The organism is Helicobacter pylori (assembly GCF_001998165.1).
Lineage (GTDB): Bacteria > Campylobacterota > Campylobacteria > Campylobacterales > Helicobacteraceae > Helicobacter > Helicobacter pylori_DL.
On sequence record NZ_MTWR01000063.1, the window covers coordinates 1 to 22,638 of the forward strand.

Genomic DNA, 22,638 nt, shown 5'->3' on the forward strand with positions numbered 1-22,638 from the left:
GACTTTTTTGCAAGTTAGTGTTCATGCTAGGGGCTAGGATTTTAGGGGAAGCGCAAGCTAAAAAAGTCGCGCTTACGATATTATCCGCTAAAGCGTGAGCGATTTTAGACAAGCTGTTAGCGCTTAAAGGGGCAAAGATGAGTAAATCAGCATCAGCAGCGCATGCGATGTGGTTGTGGTGCAATTTGTTTTGGTGGTTGTAATACCATTTTTCATTACGATCATGCAAGACTTTATGGTGGCTCAAAGCTTCAAAACTTAAGGGCTTGATGAATTTTTTTGTGCCCTTACTCATCACCACTTGGATACTAGCCCCGCTTTTAAACAACAAGCGCGTTAATTCTAGGGATTTATACGCCGCAATAGATCCGCTCACGAGCAATAAAACGCGCTTGTTTTCTAACAATCTTAAGGGGTAAAATAAATCTTCTAAAAAATTCATAGTAATTTTAACAAATCATCAGGCTCTAGCCATTGGCTGTTATTATGGCTGCTGTATTCAAAATCGGGGGCGACTTTTTGGCCTTTTTCGTGGAGTCTGGTGAGCGTGTAATCTTTAGGCGTTTGGAAGCTTATGGTGGGCTGAATGATAAAAAAGTCTTCAAATTCTAGGGCCAAATGGCTTTCATCTTTAGGGATCATCACTTCATGGAGTTTTTCGCCCGGGCGAATCCCTATGATTTTAGTAGGGGTATTGGGGGCTAGGGCTTTAGCGAGATCAGTCATTTTCATGCTAGGGATTTTAGGCACAAAAATTTCACCCCCATGCATTCTTTTCAAGCTTTTAAGCACAAAAGAAACCCCCTCATCTAAAGTGATCCAAAATCGTGTCATGCGAGTGTCTGTAATGGGGATTTCACTCGCTTTGTTTTGGACTAATTTTTTAAAAAAAGGCACCACGCTCCCACGACTCCCCACCACATTACCATAACGCACCACGCTAAATTGCGTTTGAGAAGAGCCTTTAAAGTTGTTCGCGCTCACAAAGAGCTTATCGCTGCACAATTTGGTTGCGCCGTAGAGGTTAATGGGGTTAGCGGCTTTATCGGTGCTTAGGGCGATGACCTGGCTGATTTCATTTTTTAAGCATGCGTTAATCACGTTGCTCGCCCCCATGATATTGGTTTTAATGCATTCTAGGGGGTTGTATTCAGCGATGGGCACATGCTTGAGCGCAGCCGCATGGATACAAATATCCACGCCCTCTAAAGCGTAATTCAAGCGCTCTAAATCCCTGACATCGCCAATAAAAAAACGCATCCTAGGATCATTGAATTCCATGGCCATTTCGCTTTGTTTCAATTCATCTCGGCTATAAACGATGATTTTTTTAGCGTTGGTGGTGTCTAAAACCTTACGAACAAAGCGCTTGCCAAAACTCCCAGTGCCACCGGTGATTAAAATCGTTTGGTTATCTAGCATGTTTTGATGATTTGGCATGTTTTACCAGCGATAGCCTAAAGAAGCGCTAAAGATTCTCAATTGCCCAATACTTGGGGATTGATACAAACTGGAGCGGTTGCTTTTAAAAGTGAAACTCCCCGCTACGCCCAAATCAAAGCCCCTAAAATTGTATTTAGTCCCAAAAGCCACGGTATAGCCATTAGAATCTGGGATACCTATCGCATCTTGGGGGCTTGGGGCTTGGTCATAATCAATAGCGCCCATTAGACGAAGGCTTTTACCCATGTAAGTTACCCCTAATCTAAAGGTGTTGGTGTCCCTCCAGCCAGCCCCCATGTTCATCACGCTTTTAAAATTCGCTAGGCCTACCATTTTTTTAAGCGTTTCAGAGTCTAGTGAAGCCACCGTTCCGCTCAAGCCCTTGTAAGTGGCGTTCGCAAAATCAGGGGTTACTAAAAATTTATTCCCTTGACTCCAAAAAGTGCGCTCAAACACCCCTTCTATTCTTAAATGGTCTTTAAAAAATTGGTGGGCGTAGGCTAGGCTTAGGGTTTGGGGGAGTGAAACATTGATATTCAAGCTGCCTTTAGTCAAAACGCTCCCTAAAGAAGGACCAAGCTCGGTGACAGCCACTAGAGCGCCTTTCATATTGAATGTAACTGAGGAATTATACACCACAGAAAACATGCCATGATCAAAGATACGCAAACTCGAACCCACTCTATACCCCCCTGATACGCCTTGCCCGTTAGATTTTTGCACGACTTGAGTCGTGCCATAAAGATTCGCGCTCGCTTTGATTAAGCCGCTATAACCCATGATTTTTTTCAAGCCGTTATAAAACTCTTGACAGCTTTGATCGCTCATATCCCCACCGGCTTTTTGGCAATTAAGCGCTGGTTGGTAGCCAATATTGCCTAATAAAGTCATCATGTTGCTTGGCACTTGATCGGCAAAAACATTGTTGGGTAAATTTAAAATTTGCTCCGCGCTCAAAACCGAAGCGCCCTCTAAAGGCACATAAACGGTGTTATTAAAGCTCCCGGTCGCATAAAGCCCCCTTAAGCCCACGCCCACGGAAAAGCGCTTATTAACAGTATAGCTCATGCTAGGGGCAAGCTCTACCATCATGATAAACACGTCATGCAAAAATTCCCCCCCCTTACCATTCCATTTCATGCCTAACCCGCTAGGAGCGGTAAAACTCCCCCCAAAAGTGAAGCCGTTATGCGTGCGCGTTTTATAAAAGAATTTGGGTAAAACAAAATTAGTCGTGCCTGTCCAGCCATTCACGATTTGAGAATCAGGCTTTGAAGCAAGGGTTACGACTTTTTGATTGGTTAAGTTCATAAGCCCTTGAACCCGATTGATTGCTTGTGATAAGCCATTGGTAGCAGCCGTATTGCCAAGCGCTTTAAGGATATTGCCAAGCCCTATAGTGTTGATGATGCCTAAAATATTTTGTTGGCTTTTATCAATTTCTAAACTCGTTACCGAATACAAGCCTTGATTAGTCGTAGGGACTTTAAAGCTAAAGGCCGGGATATTGATCACGGTGGTGGTCATTTCAAATTCGCTTCTGTTTTCACCCCAATCGTTAGTAAAGCCCATATTCGCCGGGTTGTAAAAGGAAGCGTCAGCGCCCCTAGCCCCAGCGACATACGCCGAGCCTAAAGCCGTGCCATTCAGGCTTTGTTCTTGGATTTTAAAGCCATTGGCATAAGAAAGCAAAGGTAGGCTCAGAGCGATTAAATGGCGTTTTTTGAGCTTTTTAAAACAACAAAGTGGGGAAAAGTTTTTCATTGGAGCTCGCTATCAGCGTTTTCATTATCTTCTAAATCTTGCAAAGAAGGCTCATAGGGTTCAATCCTAATAGCAATTTTTTGCGTCAAATTTTGGAAAGAAATCAGGCCATTTTTTCTTTCATAAAGGATAATTTCCCCGCTTTTTTGAAACCTTTGGATCACGTATTCAGGGGTTAGGTGGCGTTTCCCTAAGCCTTTAAAAATATCCCTCCCTAAAACAATGTCATCAAACAAATCCCCATAGCTCACTTTACCAAACAAATCCCTTGCAACAATCCATTTGGCCGAACATTTTTGGCTAAAACAAATGCTCCGTTTAGTCATGTAAATATCGCCTACTTTTTGGCTGAGCTTATAAAGGGTTACTTCAGTATTATGGTCTTTATCGGTTTTAATCGTGCCGTAATCATAAAAGCGAAAAACCGGCGTGTTAATATAAATGAGCCTGAATTGGCGCAAGGCATTCAAAGTCTCTTCTCTTTTTTTATTGGCTTCTTCTTGTCTGATTTGCTCCCTAGTTTTGGGGGTTTGCTTAGAAAAAGGGTGCTTGGAGCAAGAGACAAAAAAAAGCGTCATGAAAAATAATAAAAAAGCACTTCTAAAATACCGCATGTATTATAGAGTAAGAGAGTTTATCCTCTCGCTCCGCTCAAAATACGATACCAAATCCTGCCGTCTAATTTAAGCTCCATGCTCACTTGACACAAGCCGTCTTTATAGATGGTCTCAGTGATTTCAGCGTTACGAATGAGAGCATTGACTCTCGTTTTAATCACGGAATTTTGTAAAACCATGTCTTTGACGGTGTCTTGAGCGTTCACCCTAATACCATACATTTTTTCACCCAATTGGCGGTAGCCATCAACAATGGCCGCTCGCTTGGCCAAAGCCAAGGCTTGAGAGGGCGAAATGGTGGATTCTGGAGCCACACCCATGCCCACTGCGTTCAATTCAATGACATTATTAGGCGTGAGAATGGGGGTGTTAGGGATAGCGTTAGTGGGGTTAGAGCTAATGATGGGCTGATTGTTATTCTCAAAGCGTGGGCTTGGGAGAGGCTGAATGCTCTTTCTGGGGGTGAAATTGGTTGGAGGATAAATGGGGGCTTGCAAGCCATTAGCTGAAGGGGGGATTAGCTGGGCGTTAGTGTTACGTTTTTTAAAGAGACTGCAACCGCTTATCAAAAGAGTGGCGACAAGTAACGAATTAATACCAAAAAAGGCAGAGTGCAAACGCATGGGCATTTCCTTAAAATGAGTTCATCAAGTCTATTATATCATTTTTGAAGGGATTTGTCATGCGTATATTCTCACTAATCTTATAAGGCTAGTGGGTTTTAATTTAAGATCTAGGGGATTATGATTTATTTTTTGGCTTTCCTAAAATTTTAATAGGGATAACTCAATTTTTTAAAAAAGGGGGATTTTAATGGCTTGATTGTATCGTTTTAAGATTTTATTTGATGATAAAACTCATTTTTTAAGTTTGATTTTTAAATTCATTTTCTTAAGGGGGTAGGGGGTATTTTGAAAAATTCCCTCCCTACAACCCACAACTAAAAACCCCCTAAAGAGCGCTTTTTAAGAGGTTATGGCTTGCTTTTTGCAAAATCTTTTTAATTGTAAAAAACGCTTTGAATATTTTTTAAATAAGATGAGAAATAAAATAAAATTTTTTTTTAAATTCCTATGATAATAAAAATAGTGCGAGTGGTGTCCTTGGCGGGATTCGAACCCACGACCTTACGATTAGGAATCATACGCTCTATCCAGCTGAGCTACAAGGACATTTTATTAAGCAAGCAAGAAACTTACCATCTATTGATAAGTCCCTTGCTGAGTGGAAATTTACTTGCCTTCTTCAACTTTTTGTTTAAGGATTTTACCGGGTTTGAATTTAGGTACTCGTTTGTCTTCGGTTTTATATGTTTTATCGCTTCCTGGAACTTTACCCTCTTTGCCTTTTTGCTCTGCGGTTTCAAATTTGCCAAAACCAATCAACTCCACGCTCTCACCCTTGCTTAAAGCTGTCTCTACCGCTAGAGTAAAGGCACTGATCGCTTCTTCGGCTTCTCTTTTGCTGTTGTATTTACCCGCTTCTTTAACCAAATCAATAAATTCCGCTTTGTTCATGTGGATAACCCCTTTTCTAATAGATGCTAAAACCAAGCGATTTAACCGCCTAGCTTGACTGATTGAGCGGTAATTATAATCAAATCCTAAAGATAAATCAAGCAAAAACGCTTTTTTAAGGGGGTTTAACGCATAAAAAATTTAATTTTGTTGGGCGCTTTTTTTATCTTTAGCGTTAAGGATTAAGGGCGTGCCTAAAAAATTAAATTCTTTCCTTAAGGTGTTAATCAAATAGCGTTTGTAACTGAAATGCAAGGCTTTAGGGCGATTCATTATAAGAGAGATTTGAGGGGGTTTGGTGGCAAATTGCGTGGCGTAATACACTTTCACTAATTTCCCGCCATCGCTTGGTAAGGGGTGTTTTTGAGTGGCTTGATTGATCACGCTATTGAGCAAGCTTGTGGGAATGCGTTTGGAAAAACACTCATAGACTTCTATGATTTTATGCTTGATTTCATCTATATGGCGCGCTTTTAAGCAGCTGGTTGTGATCACGGGGGCGTATTCTAAAAAGCGGAATTTCCTTTTTAGAGTTGCCATGATTTCTTCATAAGGGGCGTAGCGGATGTCCCATTTGTTTAAAATAAGAATGATGCCTAAAGAGTGTTTATCCGCTAAAGAGCTGATCTTTTCGTCTAATTCCACAAAAGGAGCGCTCACGTCTAAAACTAAAAGTGCGATGTGGGATTTTTCTAAGGCTTTTTGCGTGCGTTCTAGCGCGTATTTTTCAATGCCTAAGATTTTACCCCTATGCCTGATGCCAGCGGTATCCACAAAGCAGATTTTTTGATCGCCTATGAGAATAGTTTCATCTATGGGGTCAATGGTCGTGCCAGCCACGCTAGAAACAAGGCTCCTTTCTTTTTTCGTGAGCGCGTTTAAGAGCGAGCTTTTGCCCACATTCACCCTCCCAATGATGCCTACTTGAATGATCTCTTCTTCTTTATTTTCTTCTAAAGCGTTATTAGGGGTTTCTAGGCTTTCTAAAATATCCGCATCCAAATCTTGCTCTATGATTTGGTTTAAATTCAATGCGTTCAATACCGCATCAATTAATGCGCTAATGCCCCTATTGTGCGAAACGGAGATGTTAAAACTTTTTGGCGCGCCAAAAGAAGAAAACGCATAAGATCGCTCTTTTTCTTTGTCGTTATCAATTTTATTGATCACTAAAAAGCAGTTAGGGTTGGTTTTAAAAACCTCTCTAAAAAGCTTAAGATCTTCATCGCTAGGGATAGACTTGCCATCCACAACGTATAAAATCAAATCGCTCATTTGAGCGGCTTTTAAATTAAGGGCTTTGATTTCTTTAGACAAAAGAGCGTCTTTAGCCATGCCCCCTGTGTCTAGCAATTCCACTTCATGACCATTTAGTGCGATTTTTCGTTTGTTAATGTCTCGTGTAGTGCCTGCAAAATCTGAAGTGATAGCGATCCTTTCTCTAGCCAGGCGGTTAAATAGTGAGCTTTTCCCCACATTAGGCTGGCCTAAAATCGCAATGGTTTTTAAAGTTTTATGGCTTGTATTCATCTTTTTTATCGCTTCAATTTAATCAAAATTAGATTACAATATTATAGTTATTTAAAGCTTAAATAAGGGTCTGGCATTGTTTTTAGTCAAAAAAATAAGCGTGGTAGTAGTGGTTTTAATATGCTTTTTAGCTTGCTCGCAAGAGAGCTTTATCAAAATGCAAAAAAAAGCCCAAGAGCAAGAAAATGACGGCTCTAAACGCCCTAGCTATGTGGATTCGGATTATGAAGTCTTTAGCGAAACGATTTTTTTACAAAACATGGTGTATCAGTCTATAGAGGAAAGAAACGCTTTTTTCCAACTGACTAAAGATGAGGATAATTCTTTTAACCCTGAAAATTCCGTGATTTTATTGAATGAACCAAGCGATAACGATACAAAAAATCCGCCTTTATACCCAAATGAGTCTCACAACAACACTAATAATGCCAATAATGATATAAAAAACCCGTTCCTTTACAAGCCCAAAAGAAAAACAAAAAACCCAAAACTCATTGAATATTCCCAACAAGATTTCTACCCCCTAAAAAATGGGGATATTATCATGAGCAGAGAAGGGGATCAATGGTTGATAGAAATCCAATCCAAAGCCTTGAAGCGTTTTTTAAAAGATCAAAACGATAAAGATCGCCAGATCCAAACTTTCACTTTTAATGACACTAAAACGCAAATCGCGCAATTTAAGGGCAAGATTTCTTCGTATGTTTATACCACCAATGACAGCGATTTGAGTTTAAGGCCTTTTTATGAATCCTTTTTGTTAGAAAAAAAGAGCGATGATCTTTATACGATAGGGGCGATAGGGGATAAGGCTTTAGACGCCATTGAGATTTCAAAGTGTCAAATGGTGTTAAAAAAGCATTCAACCGATAAATTAGACAGCCAGCATAAAGCCATCAGTATTGATTTGGATTTTAAAAAAGAGCGCTTTAAGAGCGATACGGAACTTTTTTTAGAATGCCAAAGTTAGGGCGTTTATTACGACAATTTAGATTTTTTTGGGTAGCATGTTAGCGTTTCAAAGGCATGGATATTGTTAAAAAGTAAGGAATGTTTATGTGGATCACCCAAGAAATCACGCCGTATTTGCGTAAAGAATACACCATAGAAGCGAAATTATTAGATGTTAGAAGCGAGCATAATATCTTAGAGATTTTTAAATCTAAGGATTTTGGTGAAATTGCGATGCTCAACCGCCAATTATTATTCAAGAATTTTTTGCACATTGAAAGCGAGTTGCTCGCTCATATGGGGGGTTGCACCAAGAAAGAGCTTAAAGAAGTTTTGATTGTGGATGGGTTTGATTTGGAATTAGCCCACCAGCTTTTTAAATACGACACGCGTATAGATTTTGTGCAAGCGGATGAAAAGATTTTGGATAGCTTCATTAGTTTTTTCCCCCATTTCCATGAAGTGAAAAATAATAAGAATTTCACGCACGCTAAACAACTCTTAGATTTAGACATTAAAAAATACGATTTGATTCTTTGCTTGCAAGAGCCGGATATTCATAAAATAGATGGTTTAAAAAGAATGCTTAAAGAAGATGGGGTGTTTATTTCGGTAACCAAACACCCATTATTAGAGCATGTGAGCATGCAAAATGCCCTTAAAAATATGGGCGAGTTTTTTTCTGTTGCCATGCCTTTTGTAGCGCCTTTAAGGATTTTGAGCAATAAGGGTTATATTTATGCTTCTTTTAAAACCCACCCCTTAAAAGATTTAATGGCGCCAAAAATAGAAGCGCTAAAAAGCGTGAGGTACTATAACGAAGACATTCATAGGGCTGCATTCGCTTTGCCTAAAAATTTACAAGAAGTCTTTAAAGACAATATCAAATCTTAAAATGGTTTTAAAAAACGCTATCGCTCTAACAGGGGGGATAGGCACCGGTAAAAGCACCACCCTTAAAATATTAGAATCACAAGGCTATAAAATTTTAGATGCGGATAAGATCGCCCACCAATTATTGCAAGAGCACCGGTTTAAAATCGCCCAACATTTTGGATCAGATATTTTAGAAAAGGATATTTTAAACAGAAAAAAACTTGGCACTATCGTGTTTCAAAAGGCTAATGAGTTAAAATGGCTAGAGGATTTTTTACACCCCTTAATCCGTGAGCGCATGCTTAAAAAAGCCTATGAATTAGAAAAGAATCATCAAGCGTATTTTTTAGACATCCCTTTGTTTTTTGAAGTGGGGGGTAAAAAACGCTATCCTGTGAGTAGGGTGGTTTTGATCTATGCGCCTATGGTTTTACAAATTGAGCGCCTTTTAGAGCGAGACACACTCAAAGAAGCTGAAATCTTGCAACGCTTAGCTTGTCAAATGGATATAGAGCAAAAACGCGCCATGAGCGATTACATTATAGACAACAGCTCTAGTTTGAAAGATTTAAATAAGCAAGTTGAACGCTTTTTAAAAACGCTCTTATAAGCTCGTTTTATATGTAAGCATGTTAAACTACTATTAAATTTTTTGTAAGGCTAAAAACATGATCACTTTAAAACAAGCCCTTTCTTTATCCCAAGATGAATTAGAAACCCTTAAAAACGAAATTGATGCTAAGGTTAGAGCTTCAGATTTGAACGCTTACATTAAAGCCCCTAGCCTTAATGGCGCTAGCGCTAAGGGGGTGCCAATCCTTATTAAAGACAATATCAGCGTTAAGGGGTGGGAAATCACTTGCTCCAGTAAGATTTTAGAAGGCTATGTCGCCCCTTATCATGCGAGCGTGATTGAAAACTTGCACCAAAACAGCATGGCAGGGTTTGGGCTTTCTAACATGGACGAGTTTGCGATGGGAAGCACCACAGAGTCTAGTTGTTATGGGATCACTAAAAACCCACGAGACAAAAACAGAGTGCCTGGAGGGAGTAGCGGAGGGAGTGCAGCAGCGGTAGCGGGTGGCTTAGCGGTGGCAGCTTTAGGGAGCGATACGGGCGGGTCTATCAGGCAGCCGGCGAGCTATTGCGGGTGCGTGGGGTTAAAGCCCACTTATGGGAGGGTGAGCCGTTATGGTTTGATCGCGTATTGTTCTAGTTTTGATCAAATCGGGCCTATCACGCAAAATGTAGAAGACGCTTCTATTTTATTTGACGCCATTAGCGGGTATGATAGCAAGGACTCCACGAGCATAAATCTCAAACCCACGCAAACCTTTAAAAACCTTAACAGAGACAAACGCTTTAAAATCGCTATCTTAAGGGATCACATTAAAGACGCGAGCAATGAAGTGCAACTCGCTTATGAAAACACCCTTAAAGCCTTGAAAGAAATGGGGCATGAGATTGTGGAAAAAAAGATGTTGGATTCGCATTATCAAATCTCTATCTATTATATTATCAGCATGGCTGAAGCGAGTTCGAATCTGGCCAGATTTGATGGGGTGCGTTATGGGAGGAGGGCTCAAAATATTAAAGATTTGAAAGAATTGTATCTCAAAAGCCGCAGTGAAGGTTTTGGCGATGAGGTGAAACGGCGCATCATGTTAGGGAATTTTGTCTTAAGCAGTGGGTATTATGACGCTTATTATTTGAAAGCCCAGCAAATGCGTTTGATAATTAAAGAGCAATACAACAAGATTTTTGAAGAAGTGGATTTGATTTTTACCCCTGTAGCCCCTACGAGCGCTCATTTATTCAACTACCATGCAAGCCCTTTAGAAATGTATTTGAGCGATATTTACACGATTGGGGCGAATTTGAGCGGTTTGCCAGCCCTTGCCTTGCCGGTCGCTAAAGATCCTTTAGGCTTGCCCATAGGGATGCAATTCATTGCTAAGGCTTTTGATGAGCAAAGCCTTTTAGACGTTTCTTACGCTTTAGAGCAAGAATTAGATTTAAAATTAGATTAAGGATAGAAAATGAGAATTTTACAAAGGGCTTTGACTTTTGAAGACGTGTTGATGGTGCCTAGAAAATCCAGCGTTTTACCTAAAGACGTGAGCTTAAAGTCCCGCCTAACCAAAAACATTAGTTTGAATATCCCCTTTATTAGCGCGGCTATGGATACGGTTACAGAGCATAAAACCGCTATCGCTATGGCGCGCCTTGGGGGTATTGGCATCGTGCATAAAAACATGGATATTCAAACGCAACTCAAAGAAATCACTAAAGTTAAAAAAAGCGAGAGCGGGGTGATTAATGATCCTATTTTTATCCATGCGCACAGGACGCTAGCGGACGCTAAAGTCATAACGGATAATTACAAGATTTCAGGCGTGCCTGTGGTAGATGATAAGGGGTTGTTGATTGGGATTTTAACCAACAGAGATGTGCGCTTTGAAACCGATTTGAGTAAAAAAGTGGGCGATGTGATGACTAAAATGCCTTTAGTTACCGCTCATGTGGGCATTAGCTTGGATGAAGCGAGCGATTTGATGCACAAGCATAAGATTGAAAAATTGCCCATTGTGGGTAAAGATAATGTCTTAAAAGGCTTGATCACGATCAAAGACATTCAAAAACGCATTGAATACCCTGAAGCTAATAAAGATGATTTTGGGAGGTTGAGAGTGGGGGCGGCTATTGGAGTGGGGCAGTTGGATAGGGCTGAAATGCTGGTTAAAGCGGGGGTGGATGCGTTGGTGTTAGACAGTGCGCATGGGCATTCGGCCAATATCTTACACACTTTAGAAGAGATTAAAAAAAGCTTGGTAGTGGATGTGATTGTGGGGAATGTGGTGACTAAAGAAGCCACAAGCGATCTGATTAGCGCGGGAGCGGACGCTGTTAAAGTGGGTATTGGGCCAGGAAGCATTTGCACCACTAGGATTGTGGCCGGGGTGGGAATGCCCCAAGTGAGCGCGATTGATAATTGCGTGGAAGTGGCGTCTAAATTTGATATTCCTGTGATTGCAGATGGAGGGATCCGCTATTCAGGCGATGTGGCTAAAGCTTTGGCTTTAGGGGCATCAAGCGTGATGATAGGCTCTTTACTCGCTGGCACAGAAGAATCTCCTGGGGATTTTATGATTTACCAAGGGAGGCAATATAAAAGCTATAGGGGCATGGGTAGCATTGGGGCTATGACTAAAGGGAGCTCTGATAGGTATTTTCAAGAGGGCGTGGCGAGTGAAAAATTAGTCCCAGAAGGCATTGAAGGGCGTGTGCCTTATCGTGGTAAGGTTTCGGATATGATTTTCCAATTAGTAGGGGGTGTGCGCTCTTCTATGGGGTATCAGGGGGCGAAGAATATTTTGGAATTGTATCAAAACGCTGAATTTGTAGAAATCACTAGCGCGGGGCTAAAAGAAAGCCATGTGCATGGCGTGGATATCACTAAAGAAGCCCCTAATTATTATGGGTGAATTTTAAAAGAAAACAAGACAAATCGTTAAAAAACTCGTTAAAAAGCTTGGTTTAATGAGTTTTTAAAACTTAATTGCTACAATTAAGGAAATTTTCAATAAGGCTTAGAGAAACTTTTTCATGGAACACAGAGTATTTACTATTGCTAATTTTTTTAGCTCCAATCATGATTTTATCACCGGGTTTTTTGTCGTTTTGACAGCGGTTTTGATGTTTTTCATTTCGCTTGGCGCGTCGCGCAAAATGCAGATGGTGCCTATGGGTTTGCAGAATGTGTATGAGAGCATCATTAGCGCGATTTTGAGCGTGGCTAAGGATATTATAGGCGAGGAATTAGCCCGCAAATACTTCCCCCTAGCTGGCACGATCGCTTTGTATGTCTTTTTTTCTAACATGATAGGCATCATTCCTGGTTTTGAATCCCCTACGGCTAGCTGGAGCTTTACGCTGGTTTTAGCGCTGATTGTGTTTTTTTATTACCATTTTGAAGGCATTAGAGTGCAGGGCTTTTTTAAGTATTTCGCTCATTTTGCAGGCCCTGTGAAATGGCTCGCCCCCTTCATGTTCCCTATTGAGATCATCTCGCATTTTTCTAGGATCGTGTCTTTATCGTTTCGTTTGTTTGGGAATATCAAGGGCGATGACATGTTCTTGCTCATCATGCTTTTATTAGTGCCTTGGGCGGTTCCTGTAGCGCCCTTTATGGTCTTGTTTTTTATGGGGATTTTACAAGCTTTTGTTTTCATGATTCTCACTTATGTGTATTTGGCAGGGGCCGTTTTAACCGATGAAGGGCATTAACCAAAACATTCTTGTTTGGCTTTAATATTGTTTTTTAAAACTTTGTTTTATGGTAAAGCTTTTAAAAGGATAGGGGGGTGGTTTTGAAACCATGTTCCCCCTTATCCTTTGATAACGCTTTTTAAAATTACCTCTTGCTTGTGTAAGTTCTATTTTATTATCAACACCCAATTTTAATAGCTTTTATAATTTTTTAAGCAATCATTAGATAAAATCAGCCATACTTCTGTTTTGGATGTGTTTGGGTTTTAGAAGTGTTACTTTTTTATAACTTTTTCATATTCTTATGGGTATGTTGTCATTTTTTTACCGGAGAATTTTATCTTGAAAAACATTTATGTAGGGAATTTGGTTTATAGTGCTACTAGTGAGCAAGTCAAGGAGCTTTTCAGTCAATTTGGCAAGGTGTTTAATGTCAAACTGATTTATGACAGAGAAACGAAGAAACCTAAAGGTTTTGGCTTTGTAGAAATGCAAGAAGAGGGCGTTAGCGAAGCGATTGCTAAATTGGATAATACGGATTTTATGGGCAGAACGATTAGGGTAACCGAAGCCAATCCTAAAAAGTCTTAATCTTAAAGCATTAGAAAATTAGAAAATAATTTTCTAATGCGCTCCATTCTCTTAATGCGTCTTGTCTAGATCGCGCATAGAAGCTAAAAGGGGTTAAAACCCTTTTAAAATCTATTTAAAAATTCAATCCATTCTTAAAAGCGGTTAAAAATTGGTTTTGTTCCAATCAAATAGGGACAGCTAAAGCTTTAAAACGCTCTTTAGTATTTTTTATTATTGATTATACAAACTGCCACCATTTCAAAAATTTAAAATGGAATTCTCTCATTAGGGCGATTTTAGGGCTGTAGGGTTCTTCTTTTCGCGCTATCGTAGAGATTTGCTCATCATCAGCGATCACAAAAGGTTGTAACACCAGATTTTTCACGCCATGGATAAAAGTAGCGTCCATTATCGTATCCACAGGAACAACCCATCTTTGGCTGTGTTTCAAAAAAATTTTGGCAATCTTGGGCGTGATCACATAGCCTTGCGTCCCCACCCCATGACTATAAGCTTTAATGATCCCCACACGCTCTTGTATCTCGTGGTTTTTATGGTTTAAGGGCTCACTTTTCACACTGGCATCATACAATAAATGCATCAAGCGGATATAGCCTAACTCTTGGATGTGTTTTTCTAAAAAATCCAAGCCCTCTTTAAAATCCTCTTTCAAGGTTATATCGTCTTCTAAAATACAAATGGGCTCATCTAACTCTATGCATTTTTCCCACAAGGAATAATGGCTCGCATAGCACCCAAGCTCCCCCAAGCTCATAAATTTCGCATGGTATTTTAAAGCGTAATAAAACTTAGAAACCTCACTGATGAGATTGGTTGCAATCCCCATGCCTTTGATGTTTTGCGTGATGAAATAAGGGTGTAAATGCTTTTTAACTAGGGGGTGCAACCCGCCTTCAAAAGTCTTGGAATAAATCGCATCAAAAATTTGTGCTTGGTGGTGGGTGGCGTTGATGCTATTGAGTAAAGTCGTGGTGTCTCTAAAAACCAAACCAAATTTATCGCACACTTTTTGATTTAAAGAAATGATAAAAACACGCAAAGCTTAAACTCCCATAATTTTTAATAGAGTATATCGTTTTTAGGCTCTGTTTATCATAAAACTCTTAAGGGGATAGGGGATATTTTGAAACAACCCTCCCTTAAGATCCCACTAACCCCCAAAAACCGCTTTTTTTAGAAACTACCGCTTGCTTTTTGCAAGCTTTCTATATTTATTTTAACAATATTTATTTTAACAAGCGATTTTTAAATGCCGTGATCAATACCCAACTAAAAACCAATAGCAAGAGAACGAAATGATATTGCGGCTAAAATAAGATTAAAATAACAAGAAACCTAAAATACCTTACAAGTTTTGAAATCCAATGAATGTTTGAAGCGAGAACTCATAACCCTAAAAATTTAGGGCTATAAGCCTGATTTAATGGTGTTCTAAATAAGAAATCACGCTTAAGGCTGCCGTAGCACCATCGCTTGCAGCACAAACCACTTGTTTAGGGGCAAAAATGCGAATATCCCCTGCCGCAAACAAGCCTTGAACGTTCGTTTTCATGGAAAAATCCACGACAATAGAGCCGTATTCATCGCATTTGCATAGCATAGATCCGTCTTCTTGTTTCAACACGGCGTTATTCACATCATAACCCACAAAAATAAAAAACCCCGGCACAACCAATTCTCTTGTTTCATTAGTGGCTGTGTTTTTAATGCTTAAAGAATACACGCCAGAAGCATCGCCCTTGATTTCTTCCACCACATAAGGGGTTAAAAACTCAATCTTATCATTGTTTTTAGCATGCTCTAAAGTGATAGGCACACACCTAAAACCATCTCTTCTGTGGATGAGATAGACTTTTTTGCAGATATTGGCTAAATAAATCGCCTCTTCTACGGCGGTATCGCCTCCACCAAGCACCGCTACTTCCTTGTTTTTGTAAAAGAAGCCATCGCATGTCGCACAAGTGCTAACGCCTTTACCCCAATATTCTGACTCGCCCTTGATTCCTGTGCGTTTAGGGCTACCACCGGTAGCGATAATCACGCTTTTAGCTTCAAAGGTCTTGCCGTCTTCTGCCAAAATAACAAAATGAGAGTCTTTTTTAGAAACCCTTTGAACAGCGGTCATTTCATGCTTTAAGCCAAAGCGAAAGCATTGCTCCTGCCATGGTTGCATGAAATCCAACCCGCTCACCACTTCCTTAACGCCCGGATAGTTTTCAATCTCACTACTGCCAGTGATTTGTCCTCCAGGCATTCCTTTCTCAAATAAAACGGCGTTTTTGACACCGCCTCTAGTCGCATAAAGCCCCGCGCTCAAACCCGCAGGACCACCTCCAATAATCGCGCAATCTATCATGGCTACTAGCCTAGAAGTTTGTTCAATTGCTCTTTTAAAGCAACTTTAGTTTGCACGCCCACCAGCTGATGGACGACTTCGCCATCTTTTGTGAATAAAAGCGTAGGAATGCTTCTGATCCCAAATTTCGCGCTCAATTCTTCTTGCTCATCGGTATTGACTTTACAAATCTTAGCCTTACCTTCATATTCGCTAGCTAATTCATCAATCACAGGGGATAGCATCTTACAAGGCCCACACCATGGTGCCCAAAAATCCACTAACGCAACCCCTTTTTTAATGGTGCTTTCAAAATTTTCTTCAGTTAATTCAATATAGTGACTCATTAGTTACTCCTAAATATATGATTTTGATTAACGAGAATTATATTAGCTTAAGAATGTTAATGAAAACGCATGGGTTTTGGATAAGAATCTAAAAAGTGATATTTTCTAAAAGCTCAAATTTACCATTTTTCACAATAATAGCGTCTATGCAAAAATCGCTATTGGGATCTTTTTGGGACAAATAACAGCGGATCGTTTTAATGATCTTTTTTAATTTACTCGGCGTGATCGCATAAATGGGATCAAAATTTTCCCCGCTTTTGACTTCAATGAAATGCAAAACCCCTTTTTTCAAAGCGATAATATCAATTTCGCCAAATTGTGAAAAAAAGTTCCTTTCTATTATTTCAAACCCTAGCATTTTTAAAAACCCGCAAGCCTCTTCTTCAGCCTTCAAGCCCTTTTCTCTATGTTTGTTGTTCAAAAAGCGCATTCAATTTTCCAAACGAATCATTTTAGGGGTATCCAACACGCTTTGTAGATTTTCAAGCTCTTTAAGGGCGTTCAGCATAGATTTTTCGTTGGTGGTGTGCGTGGAAAATAAGATTTTAGCCTTGTTGGAATGCGGGATTTCTTTTTGCAAGACATTGTTGAGCGAAATATCATTTTGAGCTAAAATCGCGCTGATTTGAGAAAAAACCCCTTTTTCATCGCTCACTAACAAACGCGCATAATAAGCGCATTGGATTTCTTCTTTGGGTTTTAGGGGGAGTTTTTGAGGGGTTTCAAAGCCTAGCATTAGGGAGCTTTTTTTCCTTGCGATTTCTATAATATCGCTAATGACCGCGCTTGCGGTAGGCTCTCCCCCAGCCCCAGCCCCATAATACAAAGTCTCGCCCACCTTATCCCCTATAACGCTGATAGCGTTCATTACTCCATCCACTTTAGAGAGCATGCATTCATTTTTAATCATGCTTGGATGCACCCTTAATTCAATGCAATCTGGGTGTTTTTTAGCGATGCCTAAAAGTTTGATGCTATAACCAAATTCTTTAGCAAACTCCATGTCGTCTGGCTCTATTTTTTCAATGCCTTCAATCAAGATTTCTTCTAATTTCGCATCAATACCATACGCTAAAGACGCTAAAATCAATAATTTGTGCGCCGCATCAATGCCCTTAATGTCAAATTCAGGGTTCAATTCCGCATAGCCTAAATGCTGCGCGTCTTTCAAAGCGTCCTTAAAGCTCGCTTGATTTTTAAACATCTGGCTTAAAATGTAATTGCTTGTGCCGTTTAAAATCCCTTTAAAAGAAAGGATATGATTAGCGCTCAAGCCGTCTTTTAAAGCCTTGATAATGGGGATACCCCCACACACGCTCGCTTCAAAGCCTATGGGGGTGTTTTTAGCGGTTTGCTCTAATTCATAGCGGTGGTACGCTAACATGGCTTTATTGGCTGTAACGAAAGCTTTTTGCTTGGCTAAAGTTTTTTTAGCTAAAAGATAAGGCGCTTCAACCCCACCCATAAGCTCCACGATAATATCAATTTCTTTATCTTCTATCAAGCTTTCTAAATCATTGCTGATTTCAAAAGGATAGCCTTTGTGTTTTTTCATGTCTCGCACCACCGCTTTTTTAATTTTAATTTCCACGCCGGCTCTGTCTTTGATGATTTCTTGATTTTCTTGTAAGATTTTAGCGACCGCGCTCCCCACACACCCTAAACCCACAAGCCCTATATTCAATCTTTTTTTCATGTCTTTTCCTTTAAATTCGTTTTTTTAAAACAGCGTTTTTTTCCTGCTCGCTCGCTTTTTCTATCGCTTCAAAACTCCCAAAATAATCCAATAATTTTTTCACGCTGGCTTCTCCTATGCCCTTTTCTTTTAAAAGAGCGATTTGTTTCATGTTTTTAAGTTTAGTGGATCTATGGAAGTTTATCGCATACCGGTGGCTTTCATCGCGCAATTTTTGCACCCACTGCAAGCGTTTGTCGCTAGGGAGCAATTTAAAAGTATCGCTAGGCGTATGGATAATGTCTTTAGCACCCCCTTTAGCACGATAAGCTTTAGAATCCCTTTTTTCTTTAGAAATAGCGATCACTTCTACAAAACTCCCGCTGCTTTTTAAAATTTCTAAAGCGATGTTTAATTGCGCCCTCCCTCCATCAATCACCCACAAATTAGGCGGTGGCTCTTTGGCAAAGTCTAAAGCCCTTCTGGTGAGCAATTCGCTCATTTGAGCGTATTCGTTAGAGCCTTTTAAATGGTAGCGCCGGTAAGAGTTTTTTTGGAATGCATTGTTTTCATACACGACCATTCCCCCCACGCATTGGCTGTTTGAATGGTGGCTTGTGTCAAAGATTTCCACCCTATAAGGCACGCACTCTAAATTGAAGAGCGATCGCGCTTCTTCTAAAATCCGATCTTCACTAGAGGTTTTTTCTTGGCTAAAAATCTCTTGAGCGTTTTTCATAGCGATTTCTATTAAAGCGAGCTTGTCGCCTTTTTTAGGGATATTAAGAGCGATTTTTTTAGAATATTGGTGAGAGATAAATTCTTGCAATTCTTTAAGCGTTTCATTAGAACAAGCGCTCAATAAGATTTGTTCAGGCATCAAAGGCAAATGCGATTGGTAATGATTGATAATGGCTTGTTTCATCGCTTCATCGGTGTCAAACCCATTAAGGGAGTGGATTTTTTCAAACGCAGAAGAAATGATTTTACCCCCACGCATAAACATTTTCACTAACACCGCTTTATTGCTTGCGCCATAAAAAGCAAAAATATCCAAATCATAGAGTTTGGCTAAATCCATGCAAGTGAAAGGGGCGATTTTTTGGATTTTTGCAATCCTGTCCCTGTAAATTAGGGCTTCTTCAAAACGCAAGTTACTAGAAAGGCACTCCATTTTCAATTCAAGCTCTTTGATGAGCCTGTCTTTATTTTCAATCATTTCTAAACATTCTTTAGCGATTTTTAAATACTCTTCTTTGGTGATTTTATTCTCGCATGGGGCTTTACAACGCTCTATTTGATAAAACATGCATGCCTTTTTATCCTTGATGCAATTTTTCTTTTGAACCAACGGGAGCAATTCATACAAGCTGTCCAAAATATCCTTAGCCCCGCTCGTGAAAGGGCCAAAATATTTAACGCCAGGCTGTTTTAAAATTTTTCGTGTGATTAAAGGGATAGGGAAATCAGTGGAAAAATCCATGTAAATATAAGGGTAAGTTTTATCATCTCTTAAAAGAATGTTGTATTTGGGCTTGAGCTGCTTGATTAAAGAATTTTCCAAAATCAAAGCGTCTTGCTCGTTTTCCACTAAAATGGTTTCTAAAAAAGCGATTTGTTTGACCATCATTTGGATGCGTAAGCTTGCACGAGGATTGGGCGTGATTTCATTATTACGGATGGAAAAATAGCTTTTGATGCGCTTTTTTAAGTTTTTCGCTTTACCGATATAGAGTAATTGGCGGTTTTTATCAAAATATTGATACACGCCACTGCTATTAGGAAGGTTTTTCAAACTGGACAATAAATCAGCCATTCATTCCTCAAAAAAACTTCGTTGGTAGTGGATCAAAGCGCGCGCTTTTTCAAAACATTCATGCAAACGAGCGTCTTTAATGGGGTTATGGAACAACCCTAAAGAGCTAGGGCGATAAAATTGGGCTTGTTTTTTAATAGGGGCATAAAAATTGGCTTTTTTTAGCGCGTCTTTAGGCACATAACCTAAAATTTCTAACCCATTCAACCCGTCAAACCCATAAGCATGCCCTTGCGTGTTCAAAAAATGGCTGATTTCTTTAGCGAATCGCTGGTTAAATTCTTTAGAAGCCCAAAGATCTTTAAACGCAAAAAGCAATTTAGAGTTTTTTATGAAGATAAAAAGCAAATTTTCTTGTAAACTTAGAGGCATAAAAACCTTAAGCTTTTTGAGTTTCAAAAGGGTTTCAAGCTTTTTATAAGACTTTTTTTGAATGAGTAAGGAGAAAATATTTTGTTCCATAAACCGATCTTAACATGCTTTTTAATACTTGTAGCGATAACGATTCAAGCTTGCGGCTATAAAGCCCCCCCATTCAATGAAAAACCTGCTAAAAAAACTTCAAACAGCTCTAATTCTTCTATGCAAACGCCCACCAATAACACCACGCCAGAATTTTTAAACGAGCCTTAAAAATCACTGCTCTTGTTTAAGGGATTTGATTTCTAGGGTTTTTGTGGCTAACTTTTGCACCTCTTCTTCATCATGCGTTACCATAATGAAAGTAGCGCAAGAATTTTGGTGTATTTCTTTGATGAGATCCTGTAAATTCTTACGATTAAAACTATCTAAAGCGCTAAAAGGCTCATCTAATAAAATGAGTTCTGGCCTGTGGATAATCCCCCTAATAATGCCCACTCTTTGGGCTTGCCCCCCGCTCAATTCATTGGGGAATTTATCCATAAGGCTCTCATCTAACCCCATTTTTAACGCTAAGGCTTTGGCTTCTTTTTGAGCGGCTTGTTTGTTTATGCCTTGTAAATTAAGGCAAAAGGTCATGTTTTGCATGGCGTTTAAATGAGAAAATAAGGAATTGCCTTGAGCGATATAGCCTATTTTTTGGCGTAAAAAAGCGTTGTTTGAAAGGGTCTCATTAAAGATTTTAACGCTCCCAAAACTGGGTTTTAAAAGCCCTAAAATCAAGCCTAAAAGCGTGCTTTTACCGCTCCCGCTCTCCCCTAAAACGCATAAAAAATCCCCTTCTTGAATGCTTAAATTAAAATCCTTAAAAACAGCGCGATTGTGGTAGTTAAAAGACACATTCTCTATTTTGACAATTTCTTTCATGCTATAACCCCAAGCTTTCTAAAAAATCTTTAGCGACTATTTGGGGGCTTTTTTTCAACGCTTCCACCTGATAGTTTAAATTTTGCATCATCTCATCGCTAATTTTTGAATCCAATTTTTCTAAGATTTCTAGTGCTTCAGGATACTTTTTGATAATTTCTTTTCTCATAACAATACCGGCTTGATAATTAGGAAAAAACCCTTTATCGTCCTTAAGCACCTTTAAATCCAGCTCTTTGATTTGAGCGTCTGTGGTGAAGACATCTAAAGCGTTGATCTTATGGGATTCAAAACTTTTATAACGCAAATTAATATCCATTTCATGCAAACTTCTAAAATGAAAGCGATAAGCTTTCATTAAGCCCTTAAAAGCGTCCTCTCTTTCAAAAAAGTCAAACTCCGCTCCAAAATCAAAATTCGGGCTATGAAGGGCTAAATCGCTGAAAGTTTCAATCGCGTATTTTTGAGCGTCTTCTTTAGAAATCGCTAAGGAATAGGTGTTATTAAAGCCCAAAAGCCCCACCCACAAAAGATTAAATTCCTTCTCATAACGCTTTTTAATCGTTTCAAAATCCACTTTTTGAGTCAAAGGGTTTTTGAGCGTGTTCACCCAAGCGGTGCCGGTATATTCCACATACAAATCAAAATCGCCCCTAATTAATGCCGGATGGATATTCATCGTCCCCCCACCAATGCCAAACGCTCGCTTGATAGGGATATGGTGTTTTTCTAACAAAAGGCTTAAAATTTCGCCCAAAATATACTGCTCGCTGCTAGGTTTTGTGGCCACGACTAAGGGCTTTTCTTCTATGGCGTTTCTAGGAATGAGCCATAAAGCGCTCGCTAGCAATAAAAAAAGAAACACCGCTAAATTAAGATAAACTCTTCTTTTTTGTTTTTGGGTGGCGTTTTGAGAAAATAGGCGTTGCAAAGCGTTTTCATGCTGAAACACGCTCACAAATTGATCCGCTAAAACACTAAAAAGAGCTATGATCAAACTGCCAGCCACTAAAAGCGTGGTGTTTTGCGTGTTTAGCCCTATAAAAATCGCCTGCCCTAAGCCTCCAGCCCCAATGAGCGCTCCAATCCCAGCCATCGCTACTAACATCACCACCGCAATCCTTAAACCCACTAAAATTTGGGGGATAGCGAGCAAGAATCGCACTTTAAAAAACAACTCTTTGGGGTTACACCCTAGCCCAATAGCGGCCTTAATGATCTCTTCTCGCACTTCTTTTAAAGCGTTATAAGTGCTATGGACAATGGGTAATAAGCCGTATAAGACCAACACTAAAAGCGCGTTTTTTAACCCTACCCCAATCACAGGAATGAATAACGCGAATAACGCAAGCGATGGGATGGTGTAGAGGAAATTCACCACAGGGAGCAAAAACGCTCTAGCCTTTGAATTATAAAACACAAAAACCCCAATCAAAACCCCAAACACCAGCACGAGAAGACTAGAAAGCGCAATGATGATAAAATGTTGCGCGAGCAAGTCTATAAAGTAAATGAAGCGATCATGAAATTCTTTTATCAAATATTTTACCACGCTTATTTTTAATACTATGGCAACTAAATGCCAGACCCTTATTTAAGCTTTAAATAACTATA

General features: G+C 39.6%; 23 protein-coding genes, 1 tRNA gene and 1 pseudogene. 8 read left to right on the forward strand and 17 right to left on the reverse strand.

The genetic code is table 11. The annotated features are described in order from the left end of the window. The 8 genes from BZK24_RS07260 to der form a co-directional block, all read right to left on the reverse strand. A partial coding sequence (locus BZK24_RS07260; protein WP_277921261.1) for a flavoprotein occupies window positions 1–442 on the reverse strand: 442 nt, incomplete at its 3' end. Continuing rightward, a complete protein-coding gene (pseB, locus tag BZK24_RS07265) occupies window positions 439–1,422 on the reverse strand; it encodes a UDP-N-acetylglucosamine 4,6-dehydratase (inverting) (RefSeq protein ID WP_171972425.1) in 984 nt (327 codons plus the stop codon). The genes BZK24_RS07260 and pseB, both read right to left, overlap by 4 nt. Before the next feature lie 21 nt (window positions 1,423–1,443). Beyond that, the gene (locus tag BZK24_RS07270) at window positions 1,444–3,207 is read right to left on the reverse strand and encodes an OmpP1/FadL family transporter (RefSeq protein WP_077657025.1); all 1,764 of its coding nucleotides are present in this window, start codon (window positions 3,205–3,207) and stop codon (window positions 1,444–1,446) included. After that, window positions 3,204–3,821 carry an HP0838 family lipoprotein gene (locus BZK24_RS07275; RefSeq protein WP_002206610.1) on the reverse strand — a complete coding sequence of 206 codons (618 nt, stop codon included), beginning with the start codon at window positions 3,819–3,821 and terminating at the stop codon, window positions 3,204–3,206. The genes BZK24_RS07270 and BZK24_RS07275 overlap by 4 nt, the downstream gene beginning before the upstream one ends. 20 nt (window positions 3,822–3,841) lie before the next feature. Continuing rightward, entirely contained in the window at window positions 3,842–4,447 is a 606-nt protein-coding gene (locus BZK24_RS07280) for an LPP20 family lipoprotein (protein ID WP_001236581.1), read from the reverse strand. Between the two features lie 472 nt (window positions 4,448–4,919). Further along, window positions 4,920–4,996, reverse strand: a tRNA-Arg gene (locus BZK24_RS07285). A 60-nt stretch (window positions 4,997–5,056) separates the two neighbouring features. Further along, window positions 5,057–5,341, reverse strand: coding sequence for an HU family DNA-binding protein (locus BZK24_RS07290; RefSeq protein WP_001029077.1), 285 nt, complete (start codon window positions 5,339–5,341; stop codon window positions 5,057–5,059). A gap of 141 nt (window positions 5,342–5,482) precedes the next feature. After that, the gene (gene der, locus BZK24_RS07295; protein WP_077657026.1) at window positions 5,483–6,871 is read right to left on the reverse strand and encodes a ribosome biogenesis GTPase Der; all 1,389 of its coding nucleotides are present in this window, start codon (window positions 6,869–6,871) and stop codon (window positions 5,483–5,485) included. Between the two features lie 76 nt (window positions 6,872–6,947). Here der and BZK24_RS07300 point away from each other — a divergent pair, with 76 nt between their 5' ends. From BZK24_RS07300 to BZK24_RS07330, 7 genes are all read left to right on the forward strand, one after another. Continuing rightward, on the forward strand, window positions 6,948–7,841 hold the full coding sequence (locus BZK24_RS07300; protein ID WP_077657027.1) for a hypothetical protein: 894 nt from the start codon (window positions 6,948–6,950) through the stop codon (window positions 7,839–7,841). Between the two features lie 86 nt (window positions 7,842–7,927). Continuing rightward, a complete protein-coding gene (locus tag BZK24_RS07305; RefSeq protein ID WP_077657028.1) occupies window positions 7,928–8,716 on the forward strand; it encodes a spermidine synthase in 789 nt (262 codons plus the stop codon). A 1-nt stretch (window position 8,717) separates the two neighbouring features. Further along, window positions 8,718–9,308 carry a dephospho-CoA kinase gene (gene coaE, locus BZK24_RS07310; RefSeq protein WP_077657029.1) on the forward strand — a complete coding sequence of 197 codons (591 nt, stop codon included), beginning with the start codon at window positions 8,718–8,720 and terminating at the stop codon, window positions 9,306–9,308. Between the two features lie 58 nt (window positions 9,309–9,366). Beyond that, entirely contained in the window at window positions 9,367–10,728 is a 1,362-nt protein-coding gene (gatA, locus tag BZK24_RS07315) for an Asp-tRNA(Asn)/Glu-tRNA(Gln) amidotransferase subunit GatA (protein WP_077657030.1), read from the forward strand. A 9-nt stretch (window positions 10,729–10,737) separates the two neighbouring features. Next, on the forward strand, window positions 10,738–12,183 hold the full coding sequence (gene guaB / locus BZK24_RS07320; protein ID WP_077657031.1) for an IMP dehydrogenase: 1,446 nt from the start codon (window positions 10,738–10,740) through the stop codon (window positions 12,181–12,183). Window positions 12,184–12,304: 121 nt separating this feature from the next. Beyond that, on the forward strand, window positions 12,305–12,985 hold the full coding sequence (locus BZK24_RS07325; RefSeq protein WP_000401209.1) for a F0F1 ATP synthase subunit A: 681 nt from the start codon (window positions 12,305–12,307) through the stop codon (window positions 12,983–12,985). A gap of 324 nt (window positions 12,986–13,309) precedes the next feature. Continuing rightward, window positions 13,310–13,558, forward strand: a complete 249-nt coding sequence (locus tag BZK24_RS07330) for an RNA-binding protein (RefSeq protein ID WP_000790557.1) — start codon at window positions 13,310–13,312, stop codon at window positions 13,556–13,558. A gap of 220 nt (window positions 13,559–13,778) precedes the next feature. Here the strand turns inward: BZK24_RS07330 and BZK24_RS07335 are convergent, their stop codons facing one another. From BZK24_RS07335 to BZK24_RS07365, 7 genes are all read right to left on the reverse strand, one after another. After that, the gene (locus BZK24_RS07335; protein WP_077657032.1) at window positions 13,779–14,600 is read right to left on the reverse strand and encodes a glycosyltransferase family 25 protein; all 822 of its coding nucleotides are present in this window, start codon (window positions 14,598–14,600) and stop codon (window positions 13,779–13,781) included. A gap of 381 nt (window positions 14,601–14,981) precedes the next feature. Continuing rightward, a complete protein-coding gene (gene trxB / locus BZK24_RS07340) occupies window positions 14,982–15,917 on the reverse strand; it encodes a thioredoxin-disulfide reductase (RefSeq protein ID WP_077657033.1) in 936 nt (311 codons plus the stop codon). A gap of 5 nt (window positions 15,918–15,922) precedes the next feature. Then, window positions 15,923–16,243 carry a thioredoxin gene (trxA, locus tag BZK24_RS07345; protein ID WP_000020199.1) on the reverse strand — a complete coding sequence of 107 codons (321 nt, stop codon included), beginning with the start codon at window positions 16,241–16,243 and terminating at the stop codon, window positions 15,923–15,925. 88 nt (window positions 16,244–16,331) lie between these two features. Beyond that, a complete protein-coding gene (locus BZK24_RS07350; RefSeq protein ID WP_077657034.1) occupies window positions 16,332–16,676 on the reverse strand; it encodes a YraN family protein in 345 nt (114 codons plus the stop codon). Beyond that, on the reverse strand, window positions 16,677–17,942 hold the full coding sequence (locus BZK24_RS07355) for a homoserine dehydrogenase (protein ID WP_077657035.1): 1,266 nt from the start codon (window positions 17,940–17,942) through the stop codon (window positions 16,677–16,679). It lies immediately after the preceding gene. A gap of 10 nt (window positions 17,943–17,952) precedes the next feature. Beyond that, window positions 17,953–19,737 carry an excinuclease ABC subunit UvrC gene (gene uvrC, locus BZK24_RS07360; protein WP_077657036.1) on the reverse strand — a complete coding sequence of 595 codons (1,785 nt, stop codon included), beginning with the start codon at window positions 19,735–19,737 and terminating at the stop codon, window positions 17,953–17,955. Further along, window positions 19,738–20,199, reverse strand: coding sequence for a hypothetical protein (locus BZK24_RS07365; protein WP_077657037.1), 462 nt, complete (start codon window positions 20,197–20,199; stop codon window positions 19,738–19,740). Here BZK24_RS07365 and BZK24_RS07370 point away from each other — a divergent pair. Further along, window positions 20,191–20,370: a hypothetical protein gene (locus BZK24_RS07370; RefSeq protein ID WP_000468798.1), complete on the forward strand. Its 180-nt coding sequence runs from the start codon at window positions 20,191–20,193 to the stop codon at window positions 20,368–20,370. The genes BZK24_RS07365 and BZK24_RS07370 overlap by 9 nt on opposite strands. Before the next feature lie 3 nt (window positions 20,371–20,373). Here BZK24_RS07370 and egtV read toward each other — a convergent pair whose 3' ends face one another. Then, window positions 20,374–21,024, reverse strand: coding sequence for an ergothioneine transport ATP-binding protein EgtV (gene egtV / locus BZK24_RS07375; protein ID WP_077657038.1), 651 nt, complete (start codon window positions 21,022–21,024; stop codon window positions 20,374–20,376). A gap of 1 nt (window position 21,025) precedes the next feature. Beyond that, a pseudogene (gene egtU, locus BZK24_RS07380) lies at window positions 21,026–22,606 on the reverse strand (ergothioneine transport permease/ergothioneine binding protein EgtU); the annotation flags it as partial. Between the last annotated feature and the right edge of the window lie 32 nt (window positions 22,607–22,638).